A 13,280-nucleotide genomic window follows, 5' to 3' on the forward strand; every position below is an offset into this window, starting at 1 on the left:
GTCGGCTCCTCCCGTCTTAGTTATCGTAAAAGGAAAATCGGCGCGACAGCGAATTAAGCAGCAGCGAGATGACGCCGAAGACGACGAAGAACAGGAGCGACGCCGCCGAGCTGAAGCCCGCGTTGAGATTGGAGAAAGCGAACTTGTACATCTCGTAGTAGACGTTGGTCGATGTGCCGTACGGACCGCCGGTCGTCAGGATGTCGATGTACGCGAACGTCCATTGGCTGGAGAACAGGATGCTCATCGTCAGCATGAAAATAATCATCGGCGACATGAGCGGCACGGTGATGTTCCAGAACTGGCGCATGCTGCCGGCGCCGTCCTGCGAAGCCGCCTCGTAATACTCGCTGTTGATCCCGGTCAGCGCCGCGGAGAACATGATCGTGCTGAAGCCGATCATCTTCCACCCCGTGATGAGAAGGATGATCCACTTGGCGAAGGAAGGATCCGAGAAGTAGGCGATCGACGTCTCGATCAGGCCGAGCTTCATCAGCGCGGTGTTCACGAGGCCGCCGGACGGGTGGAACAGCCAGCGCCAGATCGCGCTCACGGACACCGGCGCCAGGATCATCGGGATGAAGAAGAGCGCGCGGTACACGTTTTTCATGCGGCCTTCCATGTGATGGGTGACCGCGGCCAGCGCGAGCGGGATGACGATGGAAAACGGCAGCAGCAGCGCCGTATAGAACACGGTATTGCCGATCGAGTCGGCGAAGCTCTTGTTCGCCAGCAGCCGCGAGAAGTTGTCGAAGCCGACGTACAGCGGTTCGGTGCCGGGGACCATGCTCCATTTGTGAAAAGCCAGATAAAACGTGTACAGCAGCGGCCTGTACATAAAAATGCCGAGCAGGACCAGCGCGGGCAGCAGGTACAGCCAGGGCTTCAGCATGCGAAGCGCCCTGGACCGGGTACGAGGCCGGTCCAAGGCTACGGGCGGCTTCCCCCGCGAGGGGGGGCGCGTAGGCGTTTTCGATCGCTTGGCTCATGACGGCTCCTTTCCTTTCGTTACTGGATCATCTGGTTGATGTCGTCCTGGGCCTTCTGCAGCGTCGCCTTGACGTCGCCGTCCTTGGTCATGACGGACTTGACGATGGCGTCCGTGAACGCGGTGGCCGCTTCGGTGGCGTATTCGCCCGGCCATATGGCGACCGGCTGGATATGGGACAACTGCTCGAGGTTAATCCGGTAAAGCGGGTTCTGCTCGACGAAGTCCTTCAGGCCGTTCGGATCGTCGGCGAGCGCTGTGCGCAGCGGGAGGTAGCCGATTTGCGAGGTGATGATCGTATAGCCGCGGTCGCCGGTCACGAAGCGGATGAACTCCCAGATCGCCGCGCTTTTCTCCGGGCTGTCCGAGCGGACGGCGAGTACGCTGCCCGAGTTGACCGGGACGGCAGGCTTGTCGCCGAACTGCGGCATGCCTGCGCCGTACACCTTCCAACCGCCGGCTTCGGACGCCTTCTTGATGCCGCTGTAGAGCGAAGTCGAGGAGGCGTACATGCCGAGGTTGCCGGCCATGAACTGCTCCACCAACTCCGTTTCCGTGCCGGGCGCGGAGGCGCCGTTCTGGTACAGATCTTGCCACGTCTCGATGGCCTCGACGCTCTCGGGGCTCGCGAATTCCGCCGACTTGCGGTCCTTCGACAGCACCTCGCCGCCGTTGCTCAGGATGAGGCCTTCGGTGATCCAGCCGTTGGTCGGCGTGAGGCCAAAGCCGTCCTTGCCTGTCGCGGCCTTGATCTTAAGGGAGGCTTCCTTGATCTCGGCCCAAGTCTTCGGCGGCTTTGCCGGATCGAGGCCGGCCGCTTCGAACAGCTTGCCGTTGATGAAGACGATCGGCGTGCTGAACGTGAAGGCGAGGCCGTACATCTTGCCGTCGATCTTGCCGAGCTCAAGCGCGTTGGGCGAGATGCCCTGCAGATGCGCGTCCAGTTCCGCCTTCGGGAAGACGTCCTCGTACGCTTTGAAGCCAAGGCTCAGGCGGGAGGCGTCGAGCGTGCCGAACGGATGCTGCACGACGTCGACTTCCTTGCCCGCGGAGATGTCCGCCTTGTACTGCTGCATCGTCGTGTCCGCGACGCCTTCGACGACGACGCCCTTTTCCTTGCCGACCGTGTCGTTGAATTCCTTGATCAGCTGCTCCATGCCCGGCTTCATCGTCGGGTAGGCGAGGCTGTACGAGTAGAACGTGACCTTGGTCGGATTCGCGGGATCGAGCTTGGCGAGCTCCGTCTGGCTTGGCGCCGCGGTAGCGGCAGCAACATCGGATTCGCCTTCTGCGGCGGAGCCGCAGGCGGACAGGCTGGCTGCGGATGCGATGGCGAGTACCAAAGCGGTGCCTTTCATGAACGGTTTCATAAAATCATGAGTCCCCCCTTTTCAATAATGGATGCCTGTTCCGTCTAAGCGACTAAGCTTCCAGGCAGTAAGCTTGTATACGCGCCCGATCTTGGGCGTCGATGCCGAATTCGGCGAGCAAATACTGTTCGAACGTACCGTGCGCGGACAAAATGGCGTTCATCGAGGCATCGAGGTACCGCTCCTGCAGCGCCATCGTGCGGCGCATCGTTTCGAGCGACGCTTCGTCGAGATATTGGGCGGCCATGTCGAACATTTGCGCATGGAACTTCTCTAGCGTTACGTTCGACAGCAGGTAGTCCTCCATAATCGTCTCGTACGGCACGCCCAGCGTGAGCAGAATGAGCAGGGCGCCGACGCCCGTGCGATCCCGTCCGCCCGCGCAGTGATGGACGAGCGGCAGGCTCGTTTCCGGCGTGCGCAGCAGCGACATGAGCTGCTTGTAGGAGGCGTTGTTGATCGGCAGACTGGCGTACAGCCTGTCCAGCATGTTGTCCGAGAACGCCTTGTGCATGCCGCTCTTGAACAGCTGCTCCATCGTCACATGCGGCGCGTCCTCGGCCGCTTCGTTGGCCGGCACGCGGATGTAGAGCGCTTCGCCGATGACCGGGTCCGGCTTCTCTTCGGCTTCGGCGCGGTTGCGGTAGTCGAAAACGTGCCTCAGGCCGATGGCGCGCAGCGCCTCGTGGTCGGCTTCCGTCAGGCCGGTCAGCTCGGCGGCGCGGAACAGCAGTCCCTTTTTGACCGTTCGGCCGTCTTCGGTGCGCAGTCCGCCCATGTCCCGGAAGTTAAAGGCGCCTTCCAGCGGCAGCAGGCAGGCCGGCATTTGAATCGTCGTCATGTTGCGTCTCTCCTCGGTTATCGATGTCGGTAGACCGGGCTGCCGGCGTCCGGCGTTCTAATAAGCATTCGTGATCGGCGCCGGCGACCTGGCGTCGGATGGAATCAGTGCTGGGCGACGAGCATGGAGATCGGGAAGCGGAAATACTCTTCGCCTGAAGTCGGCAGCACGGTCGTCTGGATCGAGATGCCTTCCTCGGTCACGTCGACGATGTTAAAGCCGCAGAAGTCGACCATCTTGTAGTTCTCCGCGTCCGCCAGCTCGCCGGTGAACGCCGTTCCTGCGGCTGCGACGTTGAGGATGCCGCGGTAGGTGCCGACGTTGTTGGAGTGGACGTGTCCGGCCATGACGCCGATGACGTCGGTGCCTTCGATCACGTCGCCGAGCTGCGCGCGGTTCGCCAGCAGGTGGTCGCCGGGCATTCCGCGCACGCTCATCATCGGATGGTGGATGCCGACGATCGTGCCGAGCGGAGCGGGGGGTAGCAAGCTCGTCCTTGAGCCAAGCGAGCTGCGCGGCGTCGAGCTCGCCGTCGTGGCGGCCGGCGACTTGGGAGTTCAGGCCGATCAGGCGCAGTCCGTTAAAGTCGAGCGAGTAGTAGTAGGCTTCTTCGGACGGCGCTTCGCCGAGGTAGCCCTGGCGGAAAGCGGAGCGATGATCGTGATTGCCGAGCACGACGTGCACGGGCGCGCCGATCAGCGCCGCGCATTCGTCGAGGACCGTGCGGATGTAGGCGTAGTCCGCTGCGTCTCCTTCATGCGACAGGTCGCCCGTGATGAGCACGAAGTGCGGCGCGACGTTCGCGTCGCGGAGGTGGAGGAACGTCTGCTTGACCTTCTCGGCAAGCTTGAACTTGGCGAAGGGGCCCTCGGAGCTCGGCGCGTTCATGTGCGTGTCGGTCAGGTGGACGAATTTCATGCTTTTCATCTTCAATCAGCCTCCTTGGTTTTTGAAAAATAATCTTGTATACAAGAATTATCGATCTTGTATGTAAGAAAGGTATAAACGAGCGTTCGGAGTTGTGTAAAATGTGACGGACACGCAAAAAAAGCCCCGAAACGAGAGGTTTCGGGGCGGGTTCGGCGATGCGGCGGTGCCGAAAAACGGCGAAGCTATACGTTTTTATACTTTGTAGCCGTTTCGGAGCAGCTCTTCGCGCGAGTTGCGTTTGGACGCCTGGATGGCGGCTTTGGCCTCCACGTAGTTGCCTTCCGTTAAGTGACGGTAAATTTCGGCGTACAGCTTTTTGCCTGTGTATGGACGATTCGAGCCCTCGGTCGATCGATAGGCGACGACGACATAGAGAACCTTGTCCTTGTAGCGGTCGAACGTCTCCATGATGCTCCGGTTGCCGATCGTGGAGAGCAGCGTGCTCATGAACATGAGGCCGGACTCGTAATACTCGCGGTGCATCTTGCGCTCGCTGGCCTCGATGAGCAGGTCCAGATAGTAACGCATCCGCTCGAAGTCGGGCTCGTACTGATCCTGCTCCATGCGTTCCAGCACGAACAGATAAAGCGCGTTCAACAAGTCGAACATGTCGTACAGTTCCTTGACATCGATGCCTTTGACGAGGATCCCGCGCTTGACAAGCGTTTCCAGGAATCCTTCCTTTTCCAGCTGCATGACGGCGGCCCGGACGGGCGTCCTGCTCATGCCGAGCCCGCTCGCGAGCTCGCTCTCCGAGAGCAACTGGCCGGGCAGGTACTTACCGCTGAGCAGCCGCTGCCGGAGTTCCTGGTAGGCGACTTCCGCGAGAGGCAGGTCGGACATTGAGCGCAATCTCCTTTGAATCGTTACCGATCATGATATCCATTTAGTATATCTTGTCGATCCGCGGCGGGCAATGCAGCTCTTTGTTAACGCGATTGCGTTCAGAATAGGCCAAACCGTTTCTTGCACACATTTTTGCAGTCCGCGCGCAGCAGTTCGTTGACGCCGGCTGCTTCCAGCTTTTCGAATAAAGCCTCCGGGCCTTGATTCACCTTGAAGTCCATCTCTTCCTTGTACAGTGGCAGCAGGCTGAAAAAATGACCGCCTCGTACGTACTTTTGTGCGACAGCACTTGGCCTGCAGCGGGCGCCGCGTCGCATGATGTGCTTGCAAACGACAGCACGCGGGGAAGACTTGGTGTCTTCCCCGCGTTTGTGTCGACAAGGCAGCTTGGGCATTTAAAGCCGCGAACCTCCGCTCGCATCGATGAGCTGGCCCGTCACCCAGCGGCTGTCCGATGAAGCGAGGAACGCGGCGATGTCGGCGACGTCCTCGGGCTGGCCCCAACGGCCGAACACCGATAGTCCTGCGGCGAATGCCCGTCCTCCGGGATCCTGAAGCGTTCCCGCGTTCATATCGGTGTCGATGATGCCGGGCTGGAGCGCGTTGACCCGGATTCCGCGGCTTCCCAGTTCCTGCGCCAAATTCAGCGTGAGCGTATTGACGGCGCCTTTGGACACGCTGTAGCCGAGCAGATTCGGCAGCGGGATACGCGTCACGGCGGAAGACAGATTAATGATGCTGCCGCCGTCGTTCATGCGCTTCAGCGCTTCCCGGATGACGAGAATCGGCGCCTTGACGTTGATGTCCAGCACCTCGTCAAGCGATGCCGCCGTCGTCTCCTCGATGCCGATCTGTTGGCCGATGCCCGCGTTATTGACCAAAATATCAAGCCGCGTGCCGGTTGCGGGCGCGTCGAGGCGCCCGTCCAGCGCCTCGAACAAAGCCTCGATGCCCCCGGCGGAGGCGAGATCGGCGCCAATGGCGAACGCCGAACCGCCGCCGGACCTAATCTCGCGAACGACCGCTTCCGCGCGCGCCAGGTTGCTCCCGTAATGCACCGCGACGGTTGCGCCGTCCGCGGCAAGGCGCAGCGCGATTCCGCGTCCGATCCCTCTGCTCGCTCCCGTTACCAATGCGGCCTTCCCGTTCAGTCTCGCCATATGGATCAGCTCCTTCTCTTTTTTTACAAGACCAGTTATAGCACGTGTCCGGGTTTGCGATGTTGCGCTTCTATTCGGGTGGCCGGGCAAGCCTTTGGTTGATGGCGGTTATGGCTGATAGAATGGGATTACAGGACAGCAACCCAGAGGAGGAGACACGAGTGAACGAACGAACGCCAGTGGAGATCGTACCGTGGTCCGGAGGCCATCTCGAGCTGCTGCGCCGAATGAACGCGCCGGAGATGACGGAGCATCTGGGCGGACCGGAGACGGAGGCGCAGGTCGCGGAGCGCCACGAACGTTATATGCGGATTGCCCAAAAAGGAACGGGGCGCATGTTCGCCGTCGTTCTGCTCCCGGAGCGGGAGCTCGCAGGCAGCGTCGGATATTGGGAGCGCAATTGGCAGGGACGGCAAGTGTGCGAGATGGGTTGGGGCATTCTGCCGGCCTACCAGGGCCGAGGCCTCGCGACCGCAGCCGTTGCGCAAGCGATCGAGGCCGTCCGCGCGCAGGGCGCCCGTCGCACGATCCATGCGTATCCGGGCGCCGGCAATCCCGCGTCGAACGCCGTCTGCCGCAAGCTCGGCTTCACGCTAATCGGGGAGATCGAATTCGAATATCCGCCGGGCAGCTGGATGCGGTGCAACGACTGGCGGCTGGCGCTCTGACGCTCTGAAAAGGAGGCGCAATGCGTTGGGACTGAAAATCGCTTGTCTGCATGCGCATGAATCGAATATTGCCTACATCGCGCGTATCCGTCTGCCCGCAGAGATGTCCTGGGCGCATTACGTCGATCCGGGATTGATCGCCCGGATGAGCGCCGACGCTGCGTTTACGGAGGATCGCGCTCGCGACCATGTCGTTCGTCAGCTTGAATGGATGGCGATGGCCGGCGCCGACGCGATCCTGATCACTTGCACGAACTATATCGCCCTGCTGGACGAAGCGCGGCCGACCGTCCGTCTGCCGATTCTCAAGATCGACGAGCCGTTTTTCGAGGAGCTGTACGGCCGCGAAGGCGCCCAAGCGCTGCTGTTCACGAACCCGGCCACCGTCGAGGGGACGATGGCGCGGCTGTACGCCCATGCGGAGCGAGAAAAGCGCGCGAGGCCGCAGATCGAGGCCGTCGTGCTGTCGGAGGCATTCGATCTCGTCATGCGCGGGGAAAAGGAGGCTTATCTGAACGCCGTGCAGGGCGAACTGGACAGTTTGCTCGACGCAGACCCGGAGAGGTTCGTCGCCGTCGCGCAGCTGTCGATGGTCGATGCTGCGGAGCGCGCGGAAGCCGCGCGAGGCGTACGGATTGGCCAGCCGCTTCGCCGGCTTGCCGAAGCCGTGCACGCGCTGTCGCGCGAGCTTGGCGGCCGCTGATCTTTTCGTCGCCAAGTCGCCAAGCCGCAAAGCCGCAAAGCCGCAAAGCCGCAAAGCCGCAAAACCGTAAAACCGCAAAACCGTAAAACCGCCAAACCGCAAAACCGGCAATCGGCAAGAAACCTGGCGCGCGTCTACGTGCTAAACTGGGAGAGAAAACCAGACTCTTTTAAAGCGAGGAGAGATCGTCGGTGACTTCCATTAATCTCAGCCAAGTGCCGGTGGCGACAGCGGAGATGCTCGTGCGCAGGCCGGTAGAAGAAGTATTCGAAGCGTTCGTCGACCCGTCGGTAACGACGCGGTTCTGGTTCACCAAGAGCAGTGGCCGGTTGGCGGAGGGAGCGCGCGTCCGTTGGGAGTGGGAGATGTACGGCGCGGCGGCGGAGGTGGACGTCCTTGCGATCGAGCCGAATCGTCGGATTAAGATCCGATGGGGCGACGAGACAAACGGCTTTACGCAAGTGGAATGGACCTTTACGGACCGCGGGGCGAACGAGACCTTCGTCAGCGTCGTCAACTCGGGCTTCCAGGGCGACGGCGACGCGGTCGTGGCCCAGGCGCTCGATTCGACCGGCGGCTTCAACATGGTGCTCTGCGCGCTGAAGGCTCTGCTCGAGCACGGTATCGAGCTGAACGTCGTTGCCGACAAGGCGCCGGATGCGCACGTACGGCCCATCAAATAAAGCCATATACGCACGAGACCGCCAGGACACCCTCTCTTGGCGGTCTTTGCTCATTCCAGGCGTGGAAACTATATTGACATTCGATATATTGCTTTCCGATATGTATGCGATGCGGGGGGAACGAACTTGGACAAATCGAAGCAAATACTGCCGTTGACGGAAGCATTCTACTATATTCTGGTGACGCTGTGCGCGGAGCCCTCGCACGGTTACGGCATGATGCAGGAGGTGGAGCGCATGAGCGGCGGCAGGCTCAAGATTGGTGCCGGCACGTTGTATACCGCGCTGAACACGCTGCAGGGCAAGGGGCTCATCGAGCCGTATCCGGGCGCTGAGGGGACGGACGCCAGGCGCAAGCTGTATGCGATCACGACGAGCGGGCGTACGGTGCTGGCTGCGGAGGTCGAGCGGCTGGAGGAGCTGCTGACGGCGGGAAGACATGCGTTGAACGGGAGGGATTAAGAATGGCGCGGACGGAAAAAAGATGGCATGCGTGGATGAGTTGGAACTACGAGAAGGAGGAACGGTGGCTGAACGAGCAGTCGGCCCGCGGGCTGCATATGACGAAGGGAGGCGCGTTCAGAAGCGAGTTCGAGCGCGACGGGACGGTCCGTTACACCTACGGTCTCTCGATTATCAGGGCGGCCTGACGAAGAAAAACGGCAAGCTGGACGCGTACATTGAGCTGTACCGGGACATGGGATGGGCGTACGTAAGCTCGTTCAGCGGTGTCTGGCATTACTTTCGCAGGCCTTGGGAACCGGGCGAGACGCCGAAGCTGTATACAGACCGGGAGTCTCTGGTCGAACATTACAAAAAGATCAAACGCGTGATGGCGGCGATGCTGTTCGCGAATCTCGTCATTTTGTTCGCGAACTTCGCCAATATCGTCTCCAGGCTTGAAGCTTCCATGCGATGGGGGGATTACGGTGCCGTTGCTCGCTATTTACGCAATTTTGTTCGCTCTGCTCGGATATGGGATCGTCAAGATGAACAAGAAGATCAAAGAGACGGGCGGGTAGCAGGCACCGCTTGCTCGCCGTTCTAAAGATTCGTGCGACGGTCCGCCTCGGCCTGCTATACTGGTGAGGACACGATCAAAGCGAAGGAGCGGACGACGTTGAAATTCAAAGCGACAGTCGAATTGAACGGCAAGACGGCGACGGGCATCGAGGTACCGGCCGAAGCTGTCGAAGCGCTGGGATCGGGCAAAAAGCCGGCGGTATATGCGACGGTTGCCGGCTATACGTATCGCAGCACGGTTGCGGCGATGGGCGGACGCTACATGCTGCCGCTGAGCGCGGAGCATCGAGGCGCCGCCGGCGTTGCGGCAGGGGACGAGGTCGAGGTGTCGCTTATGCTGGATACGGACCCGCGCGAGGTGAAGGTGCCGGACGATCTGGCCGCCGCGCTCGCGGGAGCTCCCGCGGCACGCGCTTTTTTTCGACGGACTCTCGAACAGCAACAAGAGCCGCGTCGTCCTCTCCGTCGAAGGCGCCAAGACCGAAGAAACGCGCCTGCGCCGCATCGACAAGGCCGTGCAAGCGTTAAGCGAAGGCAAAGCCATATAGGGGGGACGATGATATGAGCGGCATTATCGCAATTACGGGCGCTTCTTCCGGTATCGGACTGGCGACGGCGCTTAAGCTGGCGCAAGAGGGCTGGATCGTTTACGCGGGAACCCGCCATGTCGAGCGGGACCGGGAGCTTTATGCCGGGCAAGATAACCTGTACTGGGTCGAAATGGAGGTCACCGACGTCTCCTCGCTGGAGGCTGCGTTTGGGCGGATCGAACGCGAGCGGGGGAACGCTTGACGCGCTATTCTGCAATGCGGGCTTCGGATTTCTCCGTGCATTGGGACAAGCCGACACTGCGGATATCCACCGCGTGTTCGATACCAACGTCTACGGCGTCATGCATACGATTCGCGCGGCGCTGCCGCTCCTCCGCCAAGCGGCGAACGGCGGCTATATCATCGCCACCTCCAGCGTCGGCGGTCTCGTCGGGCAGCCGCTCAACGAGATCTATTGCGCCAGCAAGTTTGCGGTGGAGGGATTGCTGGAGAGTCTGGCGACCTACTACAAGCCGACGTTCAATATCGACGTCACGCTGCTCGAGCCGGGCGCGATCGCGACCCAGTTCGTGGGCACCGTGATGGAGCAGGTGAACGCGACGGGCGGCATTCTCGACGACGAATACAAGCCGGTCGTCCAGCGTTACCTGGACGGCTTCGCAAGCCGCAATTCCGTGCCGCAGACGGCGGAATCGGTCGCGGACGTCGTAGGGGGAGCTGCTGCAAATGGAGACCAAGCCCCTGCGCATCCGGACCTCCGAGGCCGCCGAGGCGTTCGCGCGCTTCAAGACCAGCCAGGATCCGACCGGTCTGGAAGGCATGCTGAACACACGGAAGGTTCAGTTGAATCAATAGGAGCACGGCGAAGAAAGGGTGGATTCGCATGCCTCTCCTGCCTGCGTCCAAAAGCAAAAGATGGATCGACGTTGGCGCGGCTTCCGCTGTCGTCACTACTTTGCTGCTCTGGCTGATCCGGTTTTCCGTCCTCGGACAGTCATGGTCCGCGATCCACGCTTTGCGTTATTTCCTCGTCTGTCTCGTCGTGAGCGCCGTCATCGCGCTTTCCGGATGGCTCGGCGCGAGATGGCTGGCGGTCTCGCTCCTGGCGGGCCATCTGCTCGGCCTGCTGTTCATGGCAATCGCCTCGCGCGGCGCTACGGGGTGGGAGGATCTGGCGAGCCTGCTGATCTATCTGGAGCTGCTGGCCATCGGCTTTGGGCTCGGCGTCGTGATCGATCTCGCCAGGCTTATCGTGAGCAAGGCGCGGCGGCGCGGCGATTGAGCCGAATGGGCACGCCGGACCCGCATAAAAATAAACCCCGTCAGCGCGCTTGCACTGACGGGGTTTTGCATCACGATTCGAAAAATATAAGTTTTACCTGTACTTTTCTGAATCGACTCCGATAAAAAGTTATTTGAAATAAGACGTCGTCATCGGAATGAACACCGAGCCGCCGTCGGACGTTTCGGCCCATACGTAGAGCGCATCGGAACCCCCGATGTCGACTTCGATCGTGACGAGACCGTCGCCCATGGCGATCGGCTTCGTTTTCAGCTCGATATCGGTGTCGCTGTCCTGAACGTTAAACGCCTTGATGTCTTTGCCGATCGCGGCGACTTGAATGTACAGCTTCTGGTACTTCTTTTTCGGATAAAGCATGAACGAAGCGCTGCGATCGCCGCTGTTGTTGTCCAAGAACACGTCCTTGTAGTCCTTCCCGTCGTAGACGGTCTTGGACGGATCCTTCGTGCGATTGTCGCCCTCGAAGCCGGTCGCGATCGAGATGCCGTCGACCGTTTCGCCGAGCTGGATGAGGCCTTTGTTGTCCACGTGCACGGCGATGCCGAGCGCGTCGGAGACCGACCGAATCGGCAGGTAGGTCGTATTGTTGTAAGTAATCGGCGACAGCGTGCCGCCGTTGCCGTCGCGCAGCTGGAACGGTTTGCCGTTCACCTTGAAGCTGAGTCCCCAATTTAAAAAGGCTTTGATCGGCGTCAGGTTCGAAGCGGCGTAGGCGCCCGCTCCCATACTGGCGACCATGGACAGGCCGATGACGGCCGCGGTCAGCTTTTTCTTCAATCTGTTCACGCTCCTGTCGCATTTATTTACGGATATGCCATTCTAGTATAAAAATGAATGGAAAGGCTGCGCAAACGATTTGTATAAAATAGTTCCAAAGACCTTGGCAGCGTGAGGCCTCGCATAACCGGCGCCCCGATTGGGATACTACTCCGGACACGCATCCAACCGAAGGAGGATCTTCCAAATTGAATCTGGGCAACCATGAAGCGCTCGAGCTGAGCGAACTGCTGATGAGCTGTACGAACGCCATTCAATCGATGGCGCTGTTCCTGGATCAGGCGAAGGATCCCGAGCTGAAGGAGATGATCGGGAAGCATTACCCGGTCCACGTTCAGGATTACAATATGAAGATCGAATTCGTGAAAAAAATGACCGGCTCCACGGACAAGCTGAACGTCCCCGGCCTGTCGATGACGGCGCTCCTTCCTGTGGCTGCGCCGCCGTATCCGTCCATCGAGCCCCAGGTGAAGCTGTCCGAACTGGACGACCGGGCGATCGCCACTTCGTACTTGCTGACCTTGAAGCGCGCGGGCCGCGAGTATGCGTGGGCCGCCTTCGAATGCGGGACGCCGCAGCTGCGGGCGTTTCTCGAAGACGCGTTCCGCATGTGCTCGCATCAGGCTCACGAAGTATGGTCGTATATGGGCCGCAAAAGCTGGTATCCGATCGTGCCCGCGACGGGCAACCTGATGGAGACGATCGGACAGATTTACCGGGAAGTGCCGCATCATCAGCCGATGACGGTATACCAATAAAAAAAGACGTCCGGACCCCCGGAAGCCGCGACGCCGGGCGAACGAGCGCGCCGGATTTTTTTAAACAGCCTTCTCAGTAGCAACCCAAGAGACGGCTTCACCGAGCGTTTGCCGAAGAATTCTCGGTTAGGAAAGAACGAGTAGACTTGCGCTGTCGCCCCGCCGCCGAAGTCTCGGTTAGAAACGAACGAGTAGACTTGCGATGTCGCCCCGTCGCCGAAATCTCGGTTAGAAACAAACGGGCCCTCCTGCACCAGCGCGGGGGCTTCGAAGTTCCGTTTAGGAACAAACGGGCCCGCTTGCGCCATTGAGCGATCGTTGAAGTCTCGGTTAGGAACGAGGAGGAGATCAAGCGCATTTGTGCTCGATCTGGACACGGATAACCCGGGAGCTGGGAGCCGCGAGTCGGAAGCCGGGGGGCGATAAGTGTTGAAAAGCAGTTAATCGGCGCGCTGACCGGGGCTGTGGAGGAAATAAGTGTTCAACCGCATTTAATTGGTTCAAGACCGGGTCAAAACGCGCGAAAGTGGGAATTTAATTGCGCTTTAACACTTATTTAGGCCAATAACGTCATGACCCAAGAAAATAAATGCGTTTCAACAGCTATTACATACAGGCCGCGAGCGCCATGACGTCAAACCCGTCAGGATGCTAAGTAACCTTAAACCTTCGCGTATTC

General features: G+C 60.2%; 19 protein-coding genes and 1 pseudogene. 11 read left to right on the forward strand and 9 right to left on the reverse strand.

Annotated elements, in window-relative coordinates:
- Positions 1-16 precede the first annotated feature (16 nt).
- The 8 genes and pseudogenes from OMP40_RS07800 to OMP40_RS07835 form a co-directional block, all read right to left on the reverse strand.
- Entirely contained in the window at positions 17-892 is an 876-nt protein-coding gene (locus tag OMP40_RS07800) for a carbohydrate ABC transporter permease (protein ID WP_277530512.1), read from the reverse strand.
- 116 nt (positions 893-1,008) lie between these two features.
- Positions 1,009-2,358, reverse strand: coding sequence for an ABC transporter substrate-binding protein (locus OMP40_RS07805; RefSeq protein ID WP_277530514.1), 1,350 nt, complete (start codon positions 2,356-2,358; stop codon positions 1,009-1,011).
- Positions 2,359-2,410: 52 nt separating this feature from the next.
- A complete protein-coding gene (locus OMP40_RS07810) occupies positions 2,411-3,199 on the reverse strand; it encodes a tyrosine-protein phosphatase (RefSeq protein ID WP_277530516.1) in 789 nt (262 codons plus the stop codon).
- A gap of 104 nt (positions 3,200-3,303) precedes the next feature.
- Positions 3,304-3,687, reverse strand: a complete 384-nt coding sequence (locus tag OMP40_RS07815) for a metallophosphoesterase family protein (protein ID WP_277530517.1) — start codon at positions 3,685-3,687, stop codon at positions 3,304-3,306.
- Positions 3,688-3,745: 58 nt separating this feature from the next.
- Positions 3,746-4,126: pseudogene (locus OMP40_RS41320) on the reverse strand (metallophosphoesterase family protein); the annotation flags it as partial.
- A 195-nt stretch (positions 4,127-4,321) separates the two neighbouring features.
- On the reverse strand, positions 4,322-4,972 hold the full coding sequence (locus OMP40_RS07825) for a GntR family transcriptional regulator (RefSeq protein WP_277530520.1): 651 nt from the start codon (positions 4,970-4,972) through the stop codon (positions 4,322-4,324).
- 101 nt (positions 4,973-5,073) lie between these two features.
- Entirely contained in the window at positions 5,074-5,370 is a 297-nt protein-coding gene (locus OMP40_RS07830) for a suppressor of fused domain protein (protein WP_277530522.1), read from the reverse strand.
- A complete protein-coding gene (locus OMP40_RS07835; RefSeq protein WP_277530524.1) occupies positions 5,371-6,135 on the reverse strand; it encodes an SDR family NAD(P)-dependent oxidoreductase in 765 nt (254 codons plus the stop codon).
- A 122-nt stretch (positions 6,136-6,257) separates the two neighbouring features.
- Between OMP40_RS07835 and OMP40_RS07840 the strand changes: the two genes are divergently transcribed.
- From OMP40_RS07840 to OMP40_RS07890, 10 genes are all read left to right on the forward strand, one after another.
- Positions 6,258-6,803 (forward strand): GNAT family N-acetyltransferase, encoded by a 546-nt coding sequence (locus tag OMP40_RS07840; protein ID WP_277533038.1) that lies wholly within the window; start codon positions 6,258-6,260, stop codon positions 6,801-6,803.
- Between the two features lie 25 nt (positions 6,804-6,828).
- Positions 6,829-7,506, forward strand: coding sequence for an aspartate/glutamate racemase family protein (locus tag OMP40_RS07845; protein ID WP_277530526.1), 678 nt, complete (start codon positions 6,829-6,831; stop codon positions 7,504-7,506).
- A gap of 236 nt (positions 7,507-7,742) precedes the next feature.
- Entirely contained in the window at positions 7,743-8,189 is a 447-nt protein-coding gene (locus tag OMP40_RS07850; RefSeq protein ID WP_277533039.1) for an SRPBCC family protein, read from the forward strand.
- A 126-nt stretch (positions 8,190-8,315) separates the two neighbouring features.
- Complete coding sequence (locus OMP40_RS07855; RefSeq protein WP_277530528.1) at positions 8,316-8,651, forward strand: PadR family transcriptional regulator; 336 nt, start codon at positions 8,316-8,318, stop codon at positions 8,649-8,651.
- 2 nt (positions 8,652-8,653) lie between these two features.
- Positions 8,654-8,839: a DUF2812 domain-containing protein gene (locus OMP40_RS07860; protein ID WP_277530529.1), complete on the forward strand. Its 186-nt coding sequence runs from the start codon at positions 8,654-8,656 to the stop codon at positions 8,837-8,839.
- Positions 8,840-8,874: 35 nt separating this feature from the next.
- On the forward strand, positions 8,875-9,237 hold the full coding sequence (locus OMP40_RS07865; protein WP_277533040.1) for a DUF2812 domain-containing protein: 363 nt from the start codon (positions 8,875-8,877) through the stop codon (positions 9,235-9,237).
- 72 nt (positions 9,238-9,309) lie between these two features.
- The gene (locus OMP40_RS43070; RefSeq protein ID WP_459076907.1) at positions 9,310-9,777 is read left to right on the forward strand and encodes a DUF1905 domain-containing protein; all 468 of its coding nucleotides are present in this window, start codon (positions 9,310-9,312) and stop codon (positions 9,775-9,777) included.
- Positions 9,774-10,004, forward strand: coding sequence for an SDR family NAD(P)-dependent oxidoreductase (locus tag OMP40_RS07880; RefSeq protein ID WP_277530531.1), 231 nt, complete (start codon positions 9,774-9,776; stop codon positions 10,002-10,004). The genes OMP40_RS43070 and OMP40_RS07880 overlap by 4 nt, the downstream gene beginning before the upstream one ends.
- Positions 9,970-10,734, forward strand: coding sequence for an SDR family NAD(P)-dependent oxidoreductase (locus OMP40_RS07885; RefSeq protein ID WP_277530533.1), 765 nt, complete (start codon positions 9,970-9,972; stop codon positions 10,732-10,734). Before OMP40_RS07880 ends, OMP40_RS07885 begins: the two co-directional genes overlap by 35 nt.
- Complete coding sequence (locus OMP40_RS07890) at positions 10,719-11,045, forward strand: hypothetical protein (protein ID WP_277530534.1); 327 nt, start codon at positions 10,719-10,721, stop codon at positions 11,043-11,045. Before OMP40_RS07885 ends, OMP40_RS07890 begins: the two co-directional genes overlap by 16 nt.
- A 129-nt stretch (positions 11,046-11,174) precedes the next feature.
- Here the strand turns inward: OMP40_RS07890 and OMP40_RS07895 are convergent, their stop codons facing one another.
- Positions 11,175-11,843 (reverse strand): hypothetical protein, encoded by a 669-nt coding sequence (locus OMP40_RS07895; RefSeq protein ID WP_277530536.1) that lies wholly within the window; start codon positions 11,841-11,843, stop codon positions 11,175-11,177.
- A 188-nt stretch (positions 11,844-12,031) separates the two neighbouring features.
- Between OMP40_RS07895 and OMP40_RS07900 the strand changes: the two genes are divergently transcribed.
- Positions 12,032-12,601 (forward strand): spore coat protein, encoded by a 570-nt coding sequence (locus OMP40_RS07900; RefSeq protein ID WP_277530537.1) that lies wholly within the window; start codon positions 12,032-12,034, stop codon positions 12,599-12,601.
- Positions 12,602-13,280: the final 679 nt, after the last annotated feature.

The organism is Cohnella rhizosphaerae (genome assembly GCF_029525575.1).
In the GTDB taxonomy this organism is placed as follows: domain Bacteria; phylum Bacillota; class Bacilli; order Paenibacillales; family Paenibacillaceae; genus Cohnella; species Cohnella rhizosphaerae.